The sequence below is a fragment of the Myxococcus sp. CA051A genome, assembly GCF_013336705.1.
Classification (GTDB): Bacteria; Myxococcota; Myxococcia; order Myxococcales; family Myxococcaceae; genus Myxococcus; species Myxococcus llanfairpwllgwyngyllgogerychwyrndrobwllllantysiliogogogochensis.
Window position 1 is genome coordinate 1,212,782 of record NZ_JABUMS010000001.1, and the last position, 20,691, is coordinate 1,233,472.

Here is a 20,691-nt window from a genome sequence, read left to right on the forward strand (position 1 = left end):
CCTGGGTCATTCCCCCTGACGCCGCTGCGGGAATCAGCGACGGCGCCTACGCCTCCAGTCGCTTGCGCAGCACTCCAACACGGCTGCGGCCCACAGGCAGTCGGGTGCCGTCTCGCAGCTCCACCGAGGTGCGCGAGCCCTCCGTGGAGATGAGCTCGCGGATGTCCGTCACTCGGATGAGATAGGAGCGGTGGATGCGGAAGAAGTCGGCGGGGAGCAGTTGCTCGAGCCGCTCCAGGCTCTTCTCGCTCAGCTCGGTGCCGCCTCCTCGCAGGACCAGCTCGGTGTAGTCGCCAGCGCCCTGGATGTACGCGACGGAGTCCAGGGGCACGAGGACCACGCCTCCGCCCTTCCTCACCGCGAGAGCCCGCAGGGGAGTGGCCGCGCGGCTTCCCACTCGGGCGAGCGCGAGGGCGAGCCGCTCCGGCGTGTATGGCTTGGGCACGAAGTCCAGCACCCCCAGCTCGAAGGCGCGCAGCGCCTGGTCTGTGTTCGCGGACACCACCACTGTCTGGAACGCGCCCGCGGCCACCTCCTCGAGCAGCGCGAAGCCGTCTTCCCCCGAGAGGTTCAGGTCCAGCAGCAGTACGTCCACGGTGCGCTCGGCCAGCAGCTCGCGTGCCTCGTCCAGACTCGCGCACACGCGCGGGGGCGGAGCGTCCGGCCCCAGTTGCTGCTCGCACAGCCGGGCGAGACGGCGCGCCGCCAGTGGCTCGTCCTCCACGATGAGCAGTCTCACGCCGGCACCTCCACCCGCGTCCTCCAGCCCGCATCCGTGGGCCCATCCTCGAGCCTCCACGCACCAGGGAAGGCCTCCTCCAGACGCGCGCGCAGGTAGCGCGAGCCGGTGCCCTCACCACCTCCCGGGCGCGTCCCCGTGCCCGGAGGCGCGAGGAAGACGTAACGCCGACGGGGCCCCGTGCCTTCGGCGACGAGGCTGCTTTCGAGTCGGAAGGTGTGGGGCGAGACGTAGCGGTTGTGACTGAAGGCGTTCTCCAAGAGCGTGTGCAGCAGGGCAGGGGGGACGGGGGCCGACAGGTCCACGCCCTCGGTCTCCAACTGGAAGGCCGTGCCTTGTCGGCAGCCCATGACCTCCAGATGGGCGCGACACAACTCCAACTCGCGAGCGAGCGGGATGGTGCGCTCACCGGAGACGGCGAGCAGGTGCCGGTACACCGCGCCCAGGGCCTCGATGAAGCGCACGGCCTGCGCGGGCTCCGTCTCCACCCACTCGCTCAGCGCGCCCAGCGTGTTCATCAGGAAGTGCGGCTGCAGGCTGCGCTTGAGCAACTCCAGTTGCAGGCGCTCCGCGGCGCGCGTCGCACTCTCGAACCGCTCCTGCTGATGGCGCTGCCGCCGGGCATGTATCGCAGTGAGGCAGACCAGGAGCCCTCCGAAGGCGACGAAGAAGCCGCGCTCGGAGAAGCCCCAGGGTTCCAACAGGTAGAGCGTCCCGGCGAAACAGAGCCCCGCCAGCGCGCCCAGGGCTCCCCCCGGTTCCCCTCTCCGCCACGCGCGCACGGCGAGCGCCGTGGAGACGACGAGCGAGGCCCCGAGCGCCACGCTGTTCTTGGCATCGAAGCCCGGAACGAAGACGAGCGCGAGCAGCCCCAGTCCCAGTCCCACCCACCGCAGCCAGCGGAGTGGCTCGCCGAAGGCCGCGTGGACGGTCGCTGGCAGCAGCGCCGCCACCGCCAGCACGGCCGCCGCCTGCAGTCGCAGCCGCAGCGCATGCTGTGGGTAGGGATAGTTGGCGAGCCCGCGCCACGACTCCATCAGGACGAGCGCCGCGGCGGCGAGGCACAGCACGCCGAGCAGGAGCGTGGCGAGCCCACCGTGAGCGAGCCGCACGCGCACGAGGTGGTAGAGCCCCATCAGCACCAGCGCGCCCAGCATGCAAAGGGCTGGCACCAGTCCGAGCATCCGCATCTGAGCGAGTGACGCGGCCTCGCCCACCTGCATGTAGTGGACGGTGCCCACGGGCTGGAAGCCGAGTCGATGCGCGGAGATGCGCATCGTCAGCACGTGAGGGCCGGGCGCGCTGAGTCCGGTCGGAAGCGGGAGCAGGGCATCGACCCGTCCTGGTACCTCCTCCGAGGGCGTCCGCCCCACCTGTCCGTTGCGGCCCAGCAGCCCGCCGTCCCACCACGCCTCCCATGACCCGAGCACCGACAGGGCGAGGGCAGGTGTCGGGGCTCCGGCTTCACGCGGGGGCACGTCCACCTGCGTGCGCAGCCAATAGGGGCCCGTCCCCTCGTTCACCTGGTCGGCCGCCACCGTGCGCCAGCCCCGTGCGTCTCCGGAGAGCGCGACCTCCGGGGAGAGATCCTCCGTGTTCACCTGCACCAGTCCCTGCCGCGCGGAGGGCAGCGCGGCCGAAGCGGTGAGCGAGAGCGCGAAGCATCCCGCGAAGAGGGCGGAGGACATCATGGGCCTCAACATACGCGGCCTGGCGCCGCCCCACGCGCATTCCGGCGACACCGCGAGACGTTGGGCGACCGGCACCCCACGTGCCGTGCTGGCCACCGCATTCTCCTCCCTGAAGCCCTTCTCGGAGGAACGCCATGCGTGCCGTGCTCCTGCTTGCCCTCATCCTTCCGTTGTCCCTCGCCCAGGCCCAGGGCCTCCAACTGCAGCCCCACACCTTCCAGGCCCACGACGGTCGCACCGTTCAGGCGGAGCTGGGCACCCTCACCGTGCCCCTGCGCCATGCCCACCCCGAGGGCCCGGGCTTGCCCCTGCGCTTCGTGCGCTTCAAGAGCACGAGCCCCTCGCCCGGGGCGCCCATCGTCTACCTCGCGGGTGGCCCTGGCGGCTCCGGTATCGAGGCCGCACGGTATGGCCGCTTCGATCTGTTCCTCGCCTTGCGCGAGGTGGCCGACGTCATCGCGCTGGACCAGCGCGGCACCGGCCAGTCGAACCCCCATCCCGAGTTGAAGCAGCTGTGGGCCATCCCGCTCGACCAGCGCATGGACGAGGCGCTGCTCACCTCCACGGTGAAGAAGGCCGCCGCGGAGGCGAGCCGGACCTGGACCGCGGCCGGCGTGGACCTGGGGGCCTTCACCACGGTGGAGAACGCCGACGACCTGGAGATGCTGCGCAAGGCGCTGGGCGCGCCGAAGCTCAACCTCTGGGGCATCAGCTACGGCACCCACCTGGGCCTCGCCTACGTGCGGCGCCACGCGGAGCGGGTGGACCACATCATCCTCGCGGGCATCGAGGGGCCTGATGACACCTGGAAGCGGCCTGCCCACGCGGAGGCGCTGCTCGGGCGCTGGGAGGCCGTGTTGCGCGCCGAGGGTGAGCGCGGGCCCGGCCTGAAGGCACGGCTGGCGAAGCTGGTGAAGTCGTTGCGGAGCAAGCCGCTCACGGTGGAGTTCACGGACGAGGAGAAGGGTGACCGCCGCACCTGGAAGGTCAGCCCCTTCGACCTTCAGTGCCTCGCCTTCGAATCCCTGAGGGACCCGGCCACCTTCCGGCGCTTCCTCCCCCTGCTCACGGCGTTGGAGTCCGGGAACCATGAGGCGATGGCGCCGTTCGCGGGCAGGCTTCGCGAAGGCTTGCTGCGTCCCATGTCGCTCGCGATGGACGCGGCCTCCGGTGTGAGTCCGGCGCGACGCGCCCTCATCGAGCGGGAGGCGGCGAAGGCGGTGCTCGGTGGCAGCGTCAACCCGGGCGCCCTGCTGGCGGAGGATGTGGCCGGCGTGAGCGACCTGGGAGAGTCCTTCCGTGGCCCTCTCAAGGCCGACGTGCCCGTGCTCCTCATCAGCGGCACCCTGGATGGGCGCACGAGCCCTGACAACGCGGAGGCGCTGCGCCCCGGACTCTCCCGGGCCGTGCACCTGGTGCTGGAGGGCGCGGGACACGACGGCCTCTTCCAGTCGGACCCGCGCATCCTGGAGCGGATGAAGTCCTTCCTGAAGGGTGAATCGCTCCGCGACGAGCGAATGGAGATCAAGGCGAAGCCCTGAGGTCTCCCGCTCGCCCCGCGCTCGTGTGGGGGACGGGCCGCCGCCTCGCGGTCGTCGAGGAGGCGGCCTGACCTCCGCCTGCCGCCGGGCCGGTGCACCGCTCTTGCTCCGGCCGCACCTTCAGCGCGCAACGGCACTCGAACGCGGAGGCAGGACGATGAAGCAGCGCAAGCTGGGTCGGCAAGGGCTGGTGGTCTCGGAGCTGGGGCTCGGGTGCATGGGGATGAGCGAGTTCTACGGCGCCGGGGATGAGGCGGAGTCCCTGCGCACCATCCACCGCGCCCTCGAATTGGGCATCACCTTCCTCGACACCGCGGACATGTACGGGCCCTTCACCAACGAGGAACTCGTGGGCCGCGCCATTCGAGGCCACCGCGAGCAGGTGGTGCTGGCCACGAAGTTCGCCAACGTGCGTGGCGCCAAGGGCGAGTTCCTGGGCATCCGGGGCGACCCGGCCTATGTGAAACAGGCGTGCGAGGCCTCGCTCAAGCGCCTGGGCGTCGACCACATCGACCTCTACTACCAGCACCGCGTGGACCCGAAGGTGCCCATCGAGGACACGGTCGGCGCGATGGCGGAGCTCGTGCGCGCGGGCAAGGTGCGCTACCTCGGCCTGTCCGAGGCCGCGCCCGAGACGATTCGCAAGGCGCACGCCGTCCACCCCATCTCGGCGCTGCAGACCGAGTACTCCCTGTGGACGCGCGACGTGGAGGAGGACGGCGTACTCTCCACGGTGCGCGAGCTGGGCATCGGCTTCGTCTCCTACAGTCCACTGGGGCGCGGCTTCCTCACCGGCCAGTACAAGCGCTTCGAGGACCTGCCCGCGGACGACTTCCGACGACAGAACCCGCGCTTCCAGGGAGACAACTTCCAGAAGAACCTGGACCTCGTGCAGCGCGTGGAGCAGCTCGCGAAGCAGAAGGGCGTGACGTCCGCGCAGCTCGCGCTCGCATGGGTGATGTCCCGAGGCCCGGACGTGGTGCCCATCCCCGGCACCAAGCGCGTGAAGTACCTCGAGCAGAACGCGGGTGCCGCGCGCGTGGAACTCACGGGCGCGGACCTCGCCCAGCTCGACTCGGTGTTCCCGGTGGGAGCGGCGACGGGGCTTCGCTACCTGGACATGAGCAGCGTGCACCGCTGACGCGTTCGCAAGAAGGCGCTCACCGGCGCTGGGGCGCCCTGGAAGTCACGGGCGATGGGATGCCCGCATGACGCCGTGAACGGCTCCGGGGTGGCGCGGCTTGCGCGAAGAATGGCAAGCCGCGCCCGTCCGGCATCAGGGCACGGTGGTGCGCCGGCGCAGATGCGCCACGCCCACGGAGGGGATGCGGCGCGCGTCGCGTCCGGCCTCGGCGATGAAACCTCCCAACCAGATACCGTCGGGTGTCAGCGCCACGGCATCGACGCTGATGGCGTTGACGCCCCCTCCAATGGGCAGCAACCGTTCGCCATTGAAGACATACGCATGGGTGGGGCCCCCGCCTTCGGGAATGATGGTGCCCACGGCGACGAGGTCGCTCCCGCTGGGGACGAGCTTCCGGAAGCTATGGACACCGCCCCGGCTCTCGTTCATGGGCGGCGGCAGCCCGTTTTCAGCCGTCGCCAACTCCACCCAGGCGGTACCGTCCCAGTGTCCGAGTGTGATGCGGTCTGGCACGGGCAGGCCCTCCGGCCCCAATTCCATGTTGGTGCTCGCGAAGATGCCGCGCTCCCCGTAGGCGACGGTGATGACGGAGGTGCTCAGTCCTTCGCCCAGGGGCTCGAAGGCGGTGCCGTTCCAGTGGACGATGCGCCGCGCCGCCAATGTGCCCACGTGCGTGAACTCGCCCGCGGCGACGAAGGCGGGGTGGTCGGGGTCCTCGTTCTCGGGACGAAGGGCCAGCGCGGACACGGGGCTGTCGAAGCCGTCCGCCACCAGCACGAAACGCTCGCCATCCCAGCGGACCACGCGCCCGGTGGTGTCCAGCAGGGTCGACAGCCAGGGTCGTCCGAGCGAGTCCAGGGTCATGTCGAAGATGAAGCCGTGTGCGCTCAGGTCTCCGAGTGACCGCCACGCTTCCCCGGTCCACGTGAGCACGTGCGACTGGAGGGCGTTCCAGTCAGTACACGAGACATAGATGTCGCCCCGGGCATTCACAGCCAGGTCCGAGCACTCCATCTCCGGCAGTGCCGCCAGCGGCTTCCAGCCCGCGTCACTGAATTGCAGCACGGTGCGCGGAACCGCCTCGCCACCCGCATGGGAGATTTCGCCCAGGATGTGGACGGTGCACTGGGGGCCTCCCGTCGCCATCACATCGGGTCGCCCGCTCAGTCCGTCGCCGGACTCGCCGCCCTCGGTCCGCCACTGGCCGTCTTCGTAGGAGACGAGGCTCTGGGATGCCGCGCCGTTGACGCTGGGGAAGGTGCCCGCGACATAGAGGCGCTCACCGTCGAGCAGGAATCGCTGGATGGGGACTTCCCACAGGGGGAAGGCGGAAGGGCCCTCATCGCCACAGTAGAGCGGCGCGAACCAGACGGTCCGGTTGGGCAGCGTGGCATTGGGCCACGGCTCCCATCCGGTGGTGGGCGACCACTGCGCCAGGGCATTCGCGGGGATGGCCTTGGGGTCGTTCCAGGCATGGCCGTTGACGTGGGAGAAGCATCCACCCACGTGAAGCTTGCCGTCGTTGAACACCAGGTCCGTCACGACGCCGGGGAACTGCCCGGTGCTGACGCCTTTGTTGAGCATCTCCCACGCGGTGCCATTCCAGCGGGCGATGGAGCCCACGCCATCCATGCTGAAGTCGTAGGCGAACGTGCCACCCGCATAGGGCGTCCCGTCGTCTCCGAGCGCGAGCGCGAAGACGCCGTTGCCGATCAGAGGGAGGTCGTACGCCTCCCACGTGCTCCCATTCCACCGGGCGACCATGTTGCTGGAGATGCCACCCACCTGGGAGAAGCCGCCGCCCACCCAGACGTCATCACCGTCGACGAGCAGCTCGTAGACGGGGCCATTGGCGGGGCCTCCGGTGGGGAACCGCCAGGTGCTCCCATCCCAGATGGCCAGGCCGATGGCCCCGTTCTCCGCGAGCTGGAACTGCCCCGCGACCCAGAGCTCTCCCTTGATGAAGGCCATGGTGCGAACCAGGCCGTCGAACCTGCCGATGACGCGAACACCTTCGGGCGTCGCGAGCCACACCTCACCCGAGCGCGCGCCGAACGTGTCGTTCGTCGCCAGGGCGAGCGTGGTGTCGTCCTTCGCCGCGACGGAAGAGAAGCCCGCGCCGGGAAGCCCTTGCTCCCATGTTCTCTGGAGGGGTTGCCACTTTCCGTCGTGGCGCTGGATGAGTGGAGGCGTGGCCTGCGTGCCGAGCCAGCGGAAGTACCCGGCGGCGACGAGGTCGCCCGAGGGCGTCTTCGCGAAGTCATACACATGGGGCACATGGCCATCCATGCCGGAGACGCCCGCGATGGAGAAGCGGGGGTCCCATTCTCCGTTCTGGAGGACGTCCGTCACCGTCGGCGCGCAGGAGGTCCCCGCATCGGGTTCACCTCCGCCCGCATCGGGCTGGCCTGCGTCAGGAGTGCCGGAGTCAGGCTCGCCAGCATCCGCGGGGCCGGCATCGGGACCAGGGCCTCCGCCAGAGTCGGGGATGCCAGCGTCATCAGGGCCCGCATCGGGCGTGGGCTTCGGCGGGTCATCACTACAAGCGGTGAAGAGGAGTGCCACGACGAGGAACAGGGAAACACGATGCGTCCAGGAGTTGATCAGGGGTGTGCGCATAGGGGGTCACACACGACTGCAATTGCCGGACCCTTTCTCGTCTTATGGTGTTTCAAGTATTTCAGACGACTTCGAGCGACGCCGTCGCACCGAGAGCCTCGAGCCCCTGAGGTTCTCTCAGGAATTTGAGGCTCTCGGTGCGCTTGAGTCCGTCATCTGAGGCACACGGACAGCGCGTACCCACATCGGCCCTTCATCAGGAACGGTGTTGAGGCCTCATCGTCCCGGGGGGCCCGCCTTCGCGAGCAGCTCCACGAAAGAGGTGAGGTGGGGTGTGGGGCGCACGGCGCGGGGCCACACGGCGTGCCAGTGCCTGCGCAGTCCCTTGCGTGTCACACGCACCGCGACCAGCGTCCCGCGTGAGAGCTCCGGGGCCACCGCCCAGCGGGCCAGCACCGCGATGCCGAGCCCGGCCTTGGTCAACTCGACGAGCGCCTCGGTCAGCTCCACATGGGACACGCGCGCGGGGGAGACGCCGGCGGGAGTGAGCACCTGTTGGAACAAGGTGCTCTCGGTGAGGGGGATGCTGTAGAGCAGCACGTGCTCGCGCGCGAAGTCGGCGGCTTGCAGGACGCCGCGGCTGGCCAGGGGATGTTCTGGTGCCATGACGGCGACGAGCTCGTCCTCGAAGAGGGGCGCATGTGCGAGGCGCCGGTGCCGCGTCGGCGCGCTGACGATGCCCAGGTCCAGCGTCCCCGCCAGCAGCGCCTCCACCGGGCGGCGCGTGGCCTCCACTGCGATGCGCACCTCCACCTGGGGATGGCGGATGGAGAACCGCCGGAGGACCGCCGGCAGCCAGTGGTAGGCCGTGTAGCACTCCGTGGCGAGCCGGAGGATGCCCTGCGACGTGTGCGCGAGCCGTGCAACGTCCGCTTCGGCGGCTTCCACCTCGGCCATCACCTTGCGTGCGGCTTCGAGGACGCGTTGGCCGGGGCCGGTGAGCACCATGCGTCGGCCCTCGCGCTGGAACAGCTCGGTGCCCAGCCGCTCTTCCACGTCGCGGAGTTGGTGGCTCAGCGCGGGCTGGGACAGGTGCAGCACGCGCGCCGCCGCCGTCACCGAGCCGGTGTCCACCACGGCCGCCACCAGTCGAAGGTGTCTCACGTCCAGGGTCATCCATTCGATTCTCGCATGGATGGATTCGGAGGATGCGTTGGACGCATGGAGGAAACTTCGGGAGAACCCACGCCTGCTCGCTGACGAGAGGTGCCGGGATGGGCTTGAAGACGCTGCGATTGGCCCCTGAGGTCTGGGTCGTCACGGGGGAGGCGTATGACTCGAATGCCACGCTGTTCCTCCGGGAGGGTGAGGTGCTGATGGTGGACGCGCTCGCGAGCCGGGCGGACGCGGAGGCGCTCCGGGAGTGGGTGGCTGGCTCCCTTCGGGCCCGGGTGCGGCAGGTGGTCTGCACGCATGGCTTCAGCGACCACCTGGCGGGGCTCCAGGCGTTCCCCGAGGCGTCGGTGTGGGCTCACGCGCGGTTCGAGGAGACCTTTCGCCTGGAGCGCTTCCGCTCGGACGAGGAGACGGGCTTCTACCGTGCGCCGGACCGGTGCGTGGACGCGCCGTTGTCGCTGGAGTGGGGACGGTACACGCTGGACGTGTTCCCGAATCCCGGGCACACGGCGAGCACGCTGAACCTCGACGTCCCCGCGTTGGACGTGTTGCTCAGCGCGGACATCGCGGTGGGGAACATGGCCTACGTCGCGTATGGCGAGCCGGCCGACATCGATGCCGCGCTGGCCCGGGCCGAGGCGAGGGGGCGCACGAGGGTCATCCAGGGGCACGGCGGGGTGTCCTCCGCGCGCACGCTGGGGGCCGCGCGACACTACCTGCGGGCGCTGGAGGCGGCCGTGCGCGAGACGCGGGGCGTGCCGGAGCGTGTCCGCGCGATTCCGCTCGGAGCCTGTCTTCCGGAGGACGTGGAGGGAGGCGACTTCGAGGCGTTCTTCCACCGGAGGAACCTGGACGAGGTGCTCTCTCGGGGGCTGTGGTCCGCGTCGCCCCCGGGGGAGAGGACAGGACGGAGCGGATGAGCGCGACGGGGGCTGTGCGCGGCCAGTAAGGTGGCTGCATGGCTCTCACCTCCCACCTGCGCGTCGTGCTGCACCAGACGCAGGGCCCGGACAATCTCGGCGCAGTGGCGCGCCTGGCTGCGAACTTTGGCGTGGCGGAGCTCGTGCTCTCCGATCCTCAACTGCAGGAGATGGACGGCGCCCGGCGCATGGCGGTGCACGCCGGCCATGTCCTGGAGGCCGCGCGAATCGTTCCCACCCTGCCCGAGGCGCTGGAGGACGTGGTGCTCGCGGTGGGGACCACTTCGCGGCAGAACCTGCGCGGCATGCCCACCCTTTCTCCCGAGGATGCGGTGGCGCTGCTGGCGCTGCACTCGCAGCGGGGGAAGGTGGCCCTGGTGCTTGGGGGCGAGAAGCGCGGCATGTCCGATGAGGACCTGAGCCACTGCCAGCAGGCGCTCGTCATTCCCACGCGGCCCGAGCAGCCCTCCATGAACCTGGCGCAGGCGGCGGCGGTCCTCCTGTACCTCTGCGCGCGCGAGCAGGTGGAGGTGGCGTCACCGGGCGCGGTGGAGGGCGCGCCGCTGCGGCTGGTGCAGGCGCTTCAGTCCTGGATGCGATTGGTCCTCCTGGAGGTGGGGTTCCTCAATCGGCAGGGACCGGATGCACTGCTCGCGGAGATGACCCACTCGCTCACCCGCTCGGCCCTGACGAGGCGGGAGGTGGAGCTGTGGCTGACCGCCTTCAAGCAAATCTCGCGTCTCGTGGTGGGCCCGACGGCGCGTCCGGAATCCGACAAGAAGGGCTGAGGCGTGCGGAGGACTCCAGGTCCACGAGCACTGCCCGGGGGCCGTCGTCATCCAGGACGGGTGGGTGGTGTACGGTGCCCGCGGGATTCAGCCCTGGATCGAAGGAGCGATATGCGCATCACTCGGATGGCCGTCGTGTTGTTGTCCACCCTCGCTGTCCTCTCCTTGGTGGGAGGGGCGGGTGAAGCCGTTGCCCAGACGAGCCCCAAGCTCGTCGCCAATGGCATGAAGATCATCTTCAACCCGGCCTATCCGGAGGCCTTCTGCACAATGGGCCCGGTCGGAACCGACAGCTATGGCAACCGTGTCGGCATCACCGCGGGACACTGCCTCGACGGTGGCGACACCTACGAAGGTGTCCTGATTCCCTATGGTCTGGCGCCCATCTACGACGCCAACGACGTGGCGTTTGGCCCCATCGGATACATGCGATTCATCAAGCCGAAGGCACTCCAGCCGTTTCTGGACTACGCCATCCTCCAGTTCGTCGAGGACGTGCAGCTCTCGGCCCAGGGCCCGCATCTCAAAATCACCGGGGTGCTCGTGGTCGAAGGCAGCCGGGAGAACCTGCTGGGTGCCGCCTGGTTCAACAACAACGAGCTGGTGACGTCGGCGCCGTCCGGCACCTACTACGGCCGTATCACCAACAACAGCAATGGTCTGTACCAGTGCTGGGCCCAGCACGCGGCCGGCGACTCGGGAGGCCCTGTCATCTGGCATGTTCCGGGGAGCGCGTACCCGTCGTCGTCGAACAACTTCCAGTCCGAGGGGCCGTGGGCCGGCATCACCACCCGTCGGTCGATTGCCATTCCGCCGTACGTCTACACCTCATCGGCCAACATCCTGAAGGACCTCCGCCTTCGGGACGCGGCCAGCGGGTTCGACGGCACGGTGATGGGGGCGGGATTCCAGACGACGCCCTGAGCGGAGAGTGTCGCGGCTACATGCCTGGGGCCGTCACTCGCGCAGCCAGGCGAGGATGACGTCCTTGTCGCCCGTCGCCAGCACGTATGGCGTGCCTGGGGCGATGACGCCCTTGCGGGCCGCGACACCTTCCACCGCGTCCTGCGCGTGGGTGAGCTGCACGCCTGCTCCACCTCCGCCGAGAACGAGGGGCGCACCCATCTTGAGGTCGAGCACCACCACCTGGCGCCGCGCGGGTCGCGGCTCCGCCATGTCCACGATGACGAAGTCACCCGCGAAGCGACGCTGGTCGCAGCGGAAGACCCACAGGTTCGGCTTTCGGCCGAGCAGCTCTTGCGCGAAGGGCTTCTCGTCACTCTTCATGACGTAGCGCTCGGAGAGCAGGCTGGCGGTGGAGAGCGGATAGCCCTCCTCTTTCGCGAGGAGCAGCGCCCACGGATTCGCGAGCCGGAGCTGCGACAGCAAGACGGGCAGGACGATGGGAGGCTCGCGAGGCATGGGTGGGCGTGCTCGACGGGCGGGGTTGCTCGTGTCGGACAGTCATTCAAACACGTCGCGGCACCCCTGGGTTCCAGCGTGCCCCCTGGCTCTGGTAAGGGGACGCGGTTGTCAAACCACACCCTGGAGTCTTCGCATGTCCCGAATTACCCGCCACGCGCTCGTGCTCGCCCTGATGCTCACTTCCACCTCTGCTCTCGCGGGTTCGCAGTGGGTGCAGGCGCGCACGGTGCTCAACACGTGCGGCTACTTCAGCACCTCCCAGGCGGAAATCACCCTCACGTACCGCAACGATGACCTGCCCTGGGGGACGAGCGTGTTCCTCATCTACGGCTGGGGCGGGAGCACCGGCCCCACCAGCACGTTCGACTGGGCTCCGGCTCCGCAGACCGTCGAGGCGCCGGCGGTGGCTCCGTACCACTGGGGTACCACGGTGACGGGTGTCATCCGGGCGCGGTCGTCCACGCAGTACACGAGCATCAACTACGTCTGGAAGGTGGTCCTCCCGGATGGTCAGGAGTTCTACGAGAAGGGCAATGGCTCCACCTACGGCTACTACGCCGCGGACTTCTCGCAGGTGCCCATGCCGTGCACCAACACCGCTGGCAGCTTCATCGGAACTCCGACTCCGCTGATCATCACCACCGTCGTCAAGAACTGACGGTCCTTCCGAGCACGGGCGTCCCGTGCATGGCGAGGATGGCCCCTCACCCGTCGGTCATCGATGGGGTGGGGGCCATCGGCGCAACGCTGGAGGAAACGGCGGCCACGGTCACCCGATACAGCCCTCTGCGATACTCAAGGCTTGTTTCAGCCCGCGAGGTCCTCGGGTGTTTGTTTGCGAATGATTGTCAGGGGCCTGGACTGAGGAGTGACGCCACTTCGCTCACCAGTCGATGCGCGCGCCCCGGAAGTCGAAGAAGCCTCCGCTGTCCTGCGGCGTCACGCGGTCCAGCACCGCGAGCAGCCCCGCGGCGGACTCGGACACCTGTGTCGGTGCGCTCGCGCCGCCCATGTCCGTCTGTACCCATCCGGGACTGATGGTCACCACGATGAGTCCCTCGCCGCGCAAGTCCGCCGCGAGCGAGCGCGTCGCCATGTTCAGCGCCGCTTTCGACATCCGGTAGCCGTAGCCTCCGCCCGACGTGTTGTCCGTGATGGAACCGAGCCCCGAGCTGAGGCTGGCGATCTTCGCCCCGGGCGTCCCGCGCAGTCGCGGCAGCACCGCGCGAGTCACTCGCAGGGCACCGAGCGCGTTCACCTGCAGCATCTGGAGCGCGTCCTCGAGCGAGACATCCTCGAGGTCGTCTCGCCGGGTGCGCCGGCCCGCGTTGTTGATGAGCAGGTCCACTGGCTCCGTCAGCGCGGCGGCGAACGCGCGCACGCTCTCGTCGCTGGTCACGTCGAGGGCATACACCCGCAGCCGGCCGCCGGAGGCATCCGCGAGGGCGGTGAGTTCGCGGGCCTCCGCCGGCTCTCGGGCTCCCGCGTGCACCGTGTCGCCGCGCGCGAGGTACTGCCGGGTGAGCTCCAGGCCGATGCCACGGTTGGCGCCTGTGATGACGAGATTCATGGCGCCGGACCATAGACCTGGACCTCGTCTGATGGGGGGACTGTGGGGCACGTGGGCCACACGATGGGGGGTTGTCCCCCCTGTCTCCGCGCCAGTGCTCCCGTGTCGCCGAGCGCATCCGTGGAGGAGTTCGTGTGAGCGCCCCATGGCATGTCACTTGCCTGGGCCCACGCGCGGGCGTTCAGCCATCTTGTCTCGGAGCAGTGCATGACCACGGGCCGTCTGAGCCGATGTTTGTCTCCTTGGATTCTCTTCGTGTCGCTCTCACTCGTCGTCGCGGGATGCGACTCGTCGGACCCCTCTCCTGGGGAGCAGCCCTCACCCGACGGCGGGACGACGTCACCGGATGGAGGAGGGCCGCGGCCCGACGGCGGGACGACGTCACCGGATGGAGGAGGGCCGCGGCCCGACGGAGGGACGACTTCACCGGATGGCGGGCAGCAGCCTCCTCCCGAGTTCACCTGGGGCCATGGCACGGAGACCGGCACGCTGGTGGGCAACGTGTGGACGCCGGGGCGTGACGCGACTGGGCTCGTGAACGAGGTGTCGTGGGCGCTCGTCCCGAAGGACCGGTGGATTGAAGTCGCGGGGACGCCGCTCACCACGCTCGACGCGGAGGTCAAGGCGGCGCTTCCTGGCTTCCGGGACCTCGGCTCGCAGGGAATCGCCGGGGTCATCAACGCGTACTCAGGGGTGGCGCTGGATGCGCCGCGCGCGCGTTGGTGGGCCTTCGGTGGAGGCCACGCGGACAGCTCCAACAACGGCATCTACCGCTTCGACATGGCGCAGATGCGCTGGAGCATCGAGCAGCTCCCGGACCACTCGGCGAACTGGGCGGAGGTTCCCTGGGGGAATACATACAGCAGCTATCCTCCCGCCTCGGAGTACGCCAGGTCGCATCCGGACAGCGACGTCACCGGGGACGAGTTCTTCGACCCGGCCCGGCCCGCTGCCTCGACAGGCAACCCCACGGCCCGTCATACCTACAACGGGCTCGTCTACAACCCGGACCTCGATGAGGTTGCCTTTGGCGTCCGGCGCATGTGGCGTTACAGCCTGACGACGCGCAAGTGGACGCGCCACAACCCGTTCAACACCCCGGGCGCCTCCTACAATGGAGAGACGGGTTACGGTGGCGCGGCCGGGTGGACGTTCTGGGACGAGGTGGCGGGCCGTTATGTGTTCGGCCCCACGGAGAACGGCAACTATTCGCGGTGGTGGTCGTTCGGAACCGCGGACAAGTCCTGGAAGTGGGAGGTCATTACTCCTCCCACCTGGTTCTTCGCGCAGATGGCCAGGGTGGGGCGCACGCTGGTGAGCTTCCCGGCTCCAGGGCACGAGGAGTCGCACGTGCACTTTCCCCGACTGATCACCTACGACCTGGACACGACGAAGTGGGGCGAGCTGAAGCTCACGAGCGACCTGGTGCGTGCGCGCTGCTTCAGCGAATACTTCGAGGGACAGGTGTTCGCCTACGTGCCTCCGCTCAATCGCTACATCGCCGCGTTCCGGTATGACCGCGATGGCGATGGGAGCTTCGAGTACCGGACCTACGAAGTGGACCCGGTGGCCCTCACGCTGCGCGAGGCCCCCGAGTACGAGGCTGGCGCCTTCGGTGGATGGCATGAGCTGGTCAAGAACCGCTTCTTCTACCTGGCGACGCACCACGCCCTCGTCTACGTGCGCAGGGGCGAAGAGAACCTGCGGGTCTTCAAGCTCCCCTGAGCCAGGGCAGATTCCTGGCGCACGTGAACATGTGCTGGGGGTGCCTCCATCGCCCAACGCGGCACAGCGCCCTGTCATGGGGACTTCCTCCCCAACTTGCGTCAATAGCCGGAAAGCACGTAAATCGACAAAACGCCGGGAGGGCCCGCATGCGTCGATCAATCCAGCGCCTCATCGCTGTCACACTCTTCCTGCTCGCCATGGATGTGCTGGCGAGCAATGACGTGAGAGGCAATCTCGAGGGCGTGTATTGGAGGGGCACGACCTACTTCGTGGAGGGGTGGGCGTGTGCGTACGGGTTCTCCGAGTCGGTCGACGTCGACGTGTACGCTGGAGCGCCGTGGCCCACGGGCACGATGCTGGGCGGCACCCGGGCGGATGTGCTGTCGGAGCCGGGGGTGTCCACGGCCTGTGGCAGCACCCTCAACCGGCACCGCTTCCGGTTCCAGCTCCCCCAGTATCTGCTCAAGCAGCACGCGGGGAAGCCGCTCTATGCGCATGCCCATCTGGCCGCCCACGGCATCAACAACCTCGTCCCGGGCTCGGGAAACATCTCCATCCCCGCGGCCCCCTACAATGGACAGGTCAAGGGCTCCGTCGAGGGAGTGTACTTGCGGAGTGATGGCTATTACCTGGAAGGATGGACCTGCGCGTATGGCATCAACCAGTCCGTTGAGCTGAACGTCTACGCGGGCGGGCCCTGGACCACGGGAACCATCTTCTACGGGGGGCTGGCGGACATCGCTTCCGAGCCCGCGGTGAGCTCCATTTGCAACACCACGCTGGCCCGACACCGCTTCAAGATTCGCCTGTCAGATTCGGTCCTCGCCCAGTTCCAGGGTCAGCCCCTGTATGTGTATGCCATGTTGTCCGGCACGGATGTCTCGGACCAGGTCGCCGGAACGCCGACAGTGCCCACCGTCGCGACGGTGCAGGCTCCCGTCCTGTCCCCGTCGGGAGGCACCCATGCCAGCCCCATCAACGTGGCGCTGACCTCCGGCACCAGCTCGGCGAGCATCTACTACACGCTCAATGGCTCGGCTCCGACGTGTGGCGGTGGGAACCTCTACGGCACGCCCTTCGCGCTCTCCTCGGCGACCACCGTCCAGGCCATCGCCTGCAAGAGCGGCATGACGCAGAGTTCCGTTATTTCGGCCCAGTACAGCTTCGTCGCCGCGCCGCCCCAGTTCTCGCCACCGGGAGGGATCTACAGCAGCGCGCGGAGCGTGACGCTGACGACCACGACCCCTGGCGCGACGCTCTACTACACCCAGGATGGAAGCTCGCCCGTCTGTGGCGCCCCCTCGCTCACGTATACGGCGCCCTTCACCGTGGACACGACGAGGACGGTCCGCGCCATCGCCTGCCGCGCGGGCTTCACCAGCAGCACGCCGGTCAGCGCCACCTATACGCTCTCGACGTCGAATTGGACGGGCCCCGCCGCCACCATCGTCACCGTCAACGGAGGCAAGCGCATCTCCGTCAACGGCCAGGTGCTCAGCCCGCTGCACCACGCGTTCAACCTCCAGTCGTGTCGTCTGGACGACTGCCTGGCGGAGGATGCCATCATCGACACCCAGCTCGCCGAGCTGGCGAGGACGCAGGCCTTTGGCACTCGCTTCATCGTCGAGGTGGCCGCCATCGCCTACCGGGGCACGCCCGCGGTCCAACGACTGGGCGCCCGGCTCAAGAAGGTCCGGGAGGCCTACCCGGGGTTCGACCCGTACCTCATCATCCGGTTCGACCTCTATGATTATGAGGAGAGCGCCTTTACCTGCGTGGACGGAGAGGACTTCCTCTCCCCGACGTACATGGCGCTCTACAACAACCAGGGGGCCCGCTTCAACGCCAATGCCCTCTGCGACGCTTCCGTCGACGGCAAGTTCAGGAAGCCCTACAAGCGCATCAACGAATCGTGGATTCTGTCCCGGGAGGTGGAGATCGGCACGGTCGCCAACCTGCTGGAGGCCGAGCCGGAGACCCGGGGGCGGGTGATTGGAATGACCTTCACCTACCTCTCTGGGGGAGAGTTCTTCTTCTCGCCCCTCTACGTCACGGGCAAGGACCCGACAGCGAAATTCCCTTGGGAGCCGCTCCACACGTCGAGTTTCTTCTTTCAAGACGACTCCGGCAGTCCCGCCGCCACCCTCACGAATCGGATGTCGGAGAACTTCGGCATCTTCCTGGCGGGGAGCACGAAGGCCGCGGCCGTCCAGGCGTCCCGCGCCGAGGTGGACAACCTGGTCGCCGCCATCTCCCGGTTGGCGGCCCGGGTGAAGCAGGTGACGGGCGGCAAGGCGTTGAACAAGATCTTCTACGGCTATTCCTATGGCCTCACTGCGCGCCGGGCGTTCTCTTTCCACCACGGGCTCGCCACCTTGTTGCTCGACCCGAACATCGACATCCTCGCCTCTCCCTTCTCCTACGAACTCTCACGCCGGCTCGGCTTCGGCTTCTCGCCGCAGGTCTCCATCGAGGCGATTACCAAGAGCGGGAAGCACTTCGAGTTCGAGGACGACAGCCGGACGCACTTCGCGGAGGTCGACGACTGGCGGCATGCCACCAACATCGTGGAGACCAATCGGCTGGTGGTGCGCGATGGCCTCACGGCGGCCATCCATGGCATGGGGCTCTACTACTTCGACCTGCCCGCCAGGGGTTGGTTCGGGAATCCGGACCAGACCGCGGAGACGACCTCGCTCTGGAACACCCTCAAGAACACCAGTACGGTGGCCTCGTCCGTGGTGAGCACGGGGAGCGCGTATTCGCCGCAGATCGCTGTCTTCGTGGATGAGCAGTCCGTGGCGCATTATCCGCTCGACGGGCTGGGGGGCGCCAAGGCCTTCCCATTCACGACGGCCAGCATGACGGGGCAGATTGAAGCGCTCTCCCGCGTCGGAGCACCAGCCCGGCACTACCTCCTCTCCGACCTCGCGACGCTCGATACGTCCAACCTCCGGCTGGCCATCTTCCTGGACGCCTACAAGCTGTCGGAGTCCGACAAGCAAATCATCCAGCAGAAGCTCGCGGGCAGCGGGCGCACGCTCCTCTACCTCTACGCGCCCGGGGTGATTGACGGCAGCGGCAACGCCGCGGACAGCAACGTCTCGAGCGCCCTGGGGATGCCGGTGTCGCGGCGAGCCACCACGTCGGCCTTCGCCGCCGCCTCGTACATCGATGGGCGTGAGTACCCCGACAATGGACTGGGAGCCCCTCTGTCGATGGGGAGCTTCGAGCTCCAATACCGCATCGACGTGGGCGCCACCGGGGGCGTGCTCTGTCCCAATGCCTCGGCAGTGAACTGCATCGACTCCCGCATGCTCTCCCGCTATGTGAACAGCGGAGAGGTGGCCTTCGCCGTCAAGCGGGTCTCGGACGGCTCCGGGAGCTACAAGGTCGGCTTCGCCGCGGTCCCCGGCCTGCCGACGTCGGTGCTGCGAGACGTGGCACGGGACGCGGGGGTCCACGTCTTCTCCTGCACCAGCGGTGGGAGCTGCGTGGACGCCGTCGTCGAGGCCTCCGACAACACCCTGATGTTGCACACCGTGGGGCCCCTCCCTACGCTGAACATGCCGCTGGCCCGGAGCGGCTGTGGCTTCAATGTCTCGGAGTGGGTCGGCATGACGACGTCCACAAGCCCCTCCCTGGCCCCTGTCTCCTGTCCGGGCAATCAGTGCCAGGTCAACGTGGGCGAGAGCCTGGACGTGCGCGTCTATCAACTGACGCCGTCGTGCTGAGGGTGCATTCGAGGGCCTGACCTCACGTCGACGCCGGGGGACGCGGCACACGCGCATCGTGCCGCGCCCCTCGCCCGGGTTCACCGCGTCGCGGCCGGACTTCAGAGTCGCTGGAGGAAGCGGAGCAGGTCCTGTTTCTGCGCGGGGCTGAGGGACTCGGGGAGCCCGCCTGGAGTCTCCGGCGGATGAACGGGCGGCAGGTTCAGGGGCGCCGTGAAGGCCAGGACGAACTGGCTGTAGATGTCGACGACGTCCTCGAGATTCTCGAGGCTGTTGTCGTGATAGTAGGGCGCCGTTCGCGCGACGCCGCGCAGCGTGGGGATGTCGAAGGCCTCGAAGTCCAGGGGGTTGCCGGTGACGAGCGCCCGGCCAGGGTCCGTGGAGAACCACTGAGGGAAGAGGTTGGGCCCGACGATGGGCGCTCCGTTCTCGTCCACCGCCGGAATCGGGTCATACGGCTCTCCGCTGGCCGTCACGGGGTTGGGCGGAAGGTCCGTCACCTGCTGCTGGCGCGTGCCGTCCGTATAGAAGCGGAACCGGTAGCGCGGCAGCTCGATGCTCGCGTTGTACAGCATGGGGAACTGGCCAATCTGTCCCAGGTAGGAGAAGCCCGAGAACCCGATGTTCAGGATGTCTGGCGTCGAGCGCTGGCCCTGAACGGGCACGGGCCCCACGCCGGGGACATGGGTGAACAACACGTTGCCATCGGCCTTCGTCACCGGGAACTGGGAGGCGACCTCTCGCATCGCCGGGGTTGAAATCCGGCTCAGCGTCGCACCGCCATGGCAGGGCTCGCAGCCGACCTTGAAGACCTCGCGCCCCCGTCGCTCCTCGGGCGTGAGCCACATGAAGTCCTCGGGGAGGGGAATCCGAGCGAGCGGAACCCCCGCGTTGCTCAAGTCGGCGACGAACCGCGCGCGGGCCGACGTGAACTCTCCGCGTTGGAAGTCCGCCACCTGGCGCAGCTGGGAGCGCGGCACGGCGGCTCCCTCGCTGTGGCTGGTGATGGCGGCCTGGGCCTGGTCCTCCAGGTTCGACTCGCGGCCGTCCAGTTGGAAGAAGGGGCCGGAGATGGCGATGTCCTGGATGCTCGGCACGCCTCGCCAGACGGCAATCTTCCGGTCGGTGGGGGTGACGATGTGTCCCTGGGCGTCGATGACGTCCATGTTGGCGGGCAGGGGAAGGACGACGCGGACAAGCCCTCTCTTCAGATGTTCGTACGTGGGGACCGCCGCGTTCGGGTCATCCGCATCGATGCGGTTGAACAGCGGGTCCGTTGGATTCGAGGCGAGACGGGCCTGGACGTTCTCGGGCCGCAGGGCCGTGCTGTCCTCGAACACATGGCAGGTGGCGCAGGAGCGCCCGTTGGTGTTCGGGAAGGCCTCGCTGAACAGCTTCCTTCCGCGGGGGTCGTGGTGCAGGGCGGCCTGGGCCTCGGCCGTCTGGGAGATGGGATTCACCTCGCCGTCGACTTCGTCCTGCTCCGGGGCCGCCGGGGTGCAATGCGTCAGTCCGCCGAGTGCGAAGGCACCGGCGAGACACGCGACAAAACGCGTGGGAACCATGGGAATGTCTCCGGGGTGTGGGGCTTCCCACGAAACACCGGTGACGTTCGCAAGTGTCACCCGGTTGTTGTCGTCCGTCGCCGCGCACAAGAACAAACCGGGGGCCCCTCG

Annotated in this window: 15 protein-coding genes; 8 read left to right on the top strand and 7 right to left on the bottom strand. The window is 68.3% G+C overall.

Annotated elements, in window-relative coordinates; genetic code table 11:
• Positions 1-46: 46 nt before the first annotated feature.
• Together HUA74_RS04960 and HUA74_RS04965 are read right to left on the bottom strand one after the other, a co-directional pair.
• The gene (locus HUA74_RS04960) at positions 47-739 is read right to left on the bottom strand and encodes a LytTR family DNA-binding domain-containing protein (protein WP_141645347.1); all 693 of its coding nucleotides are present in this window, start codon (positions 737-739) and stop codon (positions 47-49) included.
• Complete coding sequence (locus HUA74_RS04965; protein ID WP_141645348.1) at positions 736-2,430, bottom strand: histidine kinase; 1,695 nt, start codon at positions 2,428-2,430, stop codon at positions 736-738. Before HUA74_RS04965 ends, HUA74_RS04960 begins: the two co-directional genes overlap by 4 nt.
• 134 nt (positions 2,431-2,564) lie before the next feature.
• Between HUA74_RS04965 and HUA74_RS04970 the strand changes: the two genes are divergently transcribed.
• A complete protein-coding gene (locus HUA74_RS04970; RefSeq protein WP_174453572.1) occupies positions 2,565-3,971 on the top strand; it encodes an alpha/beta fold hydrolase in 1,407 nt (468 codons plus the stop codon).
• Positions 3,972-4,128: 157 nt separating this feature from the next.
• A complete protein-coding gene (locus tag HUA74_RS04975; RefSeq protein ID WP_174453573.1) occupies positions 4,129-5,112 on the top strand; it encodes an aldo/keto reductase in 984 nt (327 codons plus the stop codon).
• Between the two features lie 135 nt (positions 5,113-5,247).
• Here the strand turns inward: HUA74_RS04975 and HUA74_RS46575 are convergent, their stop codons facing one another.
• Both HUA74_RS46575 and HUA74_RS04985 read right to left on the bottom strand, forming a co-directional pair.
• Positions 5,248-7,734 (bottom strand): hypothetical protein, encoded by a 2,487-nt coding sequence (locus HUA74_RS46575; protein ID WP_174453574.1) that lies wholly within the window; start codon positions 7,732-7,734, stop codon positions 5,248-5,250.
• Between the two features lie 216 nt (positions 7,735-7,950).
• On the bottom strand, positions 7,951-8,838 hold the full coding sequence (locus HUA74_RS04985) for a LysR family transcriptional regulator (RefSeq protein ID WP_371817193.1): 888 nt from the start codon (positions 8,836-8,838) through the stop codon (positions 7,951-7,953).
• 110 nt (positions 8,839-8,948) lie between these two features.
• On the opposite strand from HUA74_RS04985, the gene HUA74_RS04990 reads away from it, so the two are divergent.
• The 3 genes from HUA74_RS04990 to HUA74_RS05000 all read left to right on the top strand — a co-directional run bounded on the left by HUA74_RS04990 (position 8,949) and on the right by HUA74_RS05000 (position 11,482).
• Positions 8,949-9,770, top strand: coding sequence for an MBL fold metallo-hydrolase (locus tag HUA74_RS04990; RefSeq protein ID WP_174453576.1), 822 nt, complete (start codon positions 8,949-8,951; stop codon positions 9,768-9,770).
• A 38-nt stretch (positions 9,771-9,808) separates the two neighbouring features.
• Positions 9,809-10,558, top strand: coding sequence for an RNA methyltransferase (locus tag HUA74_RS04995; protein WP_174453577.1), 750 nt, complete (start codon positions 9,809-9,811; stop codon positions 10,556-10,558).
• 111 nt (positions 10,559-10,669) lie between these two features.
• Positions 10,670-11,482 (top strand): S1 family peptidase, encoded by an 813-nt coding sequence (locus HUA74_RS05000; RefSeq protein ID WP_217443331.1) that lies wholly within the window; start codon positions 10,670-10,672, stop codon positions 11,480-11,482.
• A gap of 33 nt (positions 11,483-11,515) precedes the next feature.
• Here HUA74_RS05000 and HUA74_RS05005 read toward each other — a convergent pair whose 3' ends face one another.
• The gene (locus HUA74_RS05005) at positions 11,516-11,980 is read right to left on the bottom strand and encodes a hypothetical protein (RefSeq protein ID WP_174453578.1); all 465 of its coding nucleotides are present in this window, start codon (positions 11,978-11,980) and stop codon (positions 11,516-11,518) included.
• Positions 11,981-12,116: 136 nt separating this feature from the next.
• Here HUA74_RS05005 and HUA74_RS05010 point away from each other — a divergent pair, with 136 nt between their 5' ends.
• Positions 12,117-12,641 (top strand): hypothetical protein, encoded by a 525-nt coding sequence (locus HUA74_RS05010; RefSeq protein WP_174453579.1) that lies wholly within the window; start codon positions 12,117-12,119, stop codon positions 12,639-12,641.
• A 225-nt stretch (positions 12,642-12,866) separates the two neighbouring features.
• On the opposite strand, the gene HUA74_RS05015 is transcribed toward HUA74_RS05010, so the two are convergent.
• Complete coding sequence (locus HUA74_RS05015; RefSeq protein WP_174453580.1) at positions 12,867-13,553, bottom strand: SDR family oxidoreductase; 687 nt, start codon at positions 13,551-13,553, stop codon at positions 12,867-12,869.
• A gap of 207 nt (positions 13,554-13,760) precedes the next feature.
• On the opposite strand from HUA74_RS05015, the gene HUA74_RS05020 reads away from it, so the two are divergent.
• Positions 13,761-15,278, top strand: a complete 1,518-nt coding sequence (locus tag HUA74_RS05020; RefSeq protein ID WP_174453581.1) for a hypothetical protein — start codon at positions 13,761-13,763, stop codon at positions 15,276-15,278.
• 149 nt (positions 15,279-15,427) lie between these two features.
• Positions 15,428-19,015 (top strand): chitobiase/beta-hexosaminidase C-terminal domain-containing protein, encoded by a 3,588-nt coding sequence (locus HUA74_RS05025; protein ID WP_174453582.1) that lies wholly within the window; start codon positions 15,428-15,430, stop codon positions 19,013-19,015.
• A gap of 101 nt (positions 19,016-19,116) precedes the next feature.
• Here the strand turns inward: HUA74_RS05025 and HUA74_RS05030 are convergent, their stop codons facing one another.
• Positions 19,117-20,580 carry a cytochrome-c peroxidase gene (locus tag HUA74_RS05030; RefSeq protein WP_174453583.1) on the bottom strand — a complete coding sequence of 488 codons (1,464 nt, stop codon included), beginning with the start codon at positions 20,578-20,580 and terminating at the stop codon, positions 19,117-19,119.
• Between the last annotated feature and the right edge of the window lie 111 nt (positions 20,581-20,691).

Excerpts from the sequence above, each read along its gene's own strand:
- HUA74_RS04975 (WP_174453573.1), top strand. The coding sequence starts at position 4,129 with ATGAAGCAGCGCAAGCTGGGTCGGCAAGGGCTGGTGGTCTCGGAGCTG.
- HUA74_RS05020 (WP_174453581.1), top strand. The coding sequence starts at position 13,761 with ATGACCACGGGCCGTCTGAGCCGATGTTTGTCTCCTTGGATTCTCTTC.
- HUA74_RS05010 (WP_174453579.1), top strand. The coding sequence starts at position 12,117 with ATGTCCCGAATTACCCGCCACGCGCTCGTGCTCGCCCTGATGCTCACT.
- HUA74_RS46575 (WP_174453574.1), bottom strand. The coding sequence starts at position 7,734 with ATGCGCACACCCCTGATCAACTCCTGGACGCATCGTGTTTCCCTGTTC.
- HUA74_RS04970 (WP_174453572.1), top strand. The coding sequence starts at position 2,565 with ATGCGTGCCGTGCTCCTGCTTGCCCTCATCCTTCCGTTGTCCCTCGCC.
- HUA74_RS05005 (WP_174453578.1), bottom strand. The coding sequence starts at position 11,980 with ATGCCTCGCGAGCCTCCCATCGTCCTGCCCGTCTTGCTGTCGCAGCTC.
- HUA74_RS05015 (WP_174453580.1), bottom strand. The coding sequence starts at position 13,553 with ATGAATCTCGTCATCACAGGCGCCAACCGTGGCATCGGCCTGGAGCTC.
- HUA74_RS05000 (WP_217443331.1), top strand. The coding sequence starts at position 10,670 with ATGCGCATCACTCGGATGGCCGTCGTGTTGTTGTCCACCCTCGCTGTC.
- HUA74_RS05025 (WP_174453582.1), top strand. The coding sequence starts at position 15,428 with ATGCGTCGATCAATCCAGCGCCTCATCGCTGTCACACTCTTCCTGCTC.
- HUA74_RS04990 (WP_174453576.1), top strand. The coding sequence starts at position 8,949 with ATGGGCTTGAAGACGCTGCGATTGGCCCCTGAGGTCTGGGTCGTCACG.
- HUA74_RS04995 (WP_174453577.1), top strand. The coding sequence starts at position 9,809 with ATGGCTCTCACCTCCCACCTGCGCGTCGTGCTGCACCAGACGCAGGGC.
- HUA74_RS05030 (WP_174453583.1), bottom strand. The coding sequence starts at position 20,580 with ATGGTTCCCACGCGTTTTGTCGCGTGTCTCGCCGGTGCCTTCGCACTC.
- HUA74_RS04965 (WP_141645348.1), bottom strand. The coding sequence starts at position 2,430 with ATGATGTCCTCCGCCCTCTTCGCGGGATGCTTCGCGCTCTCGCTCACC.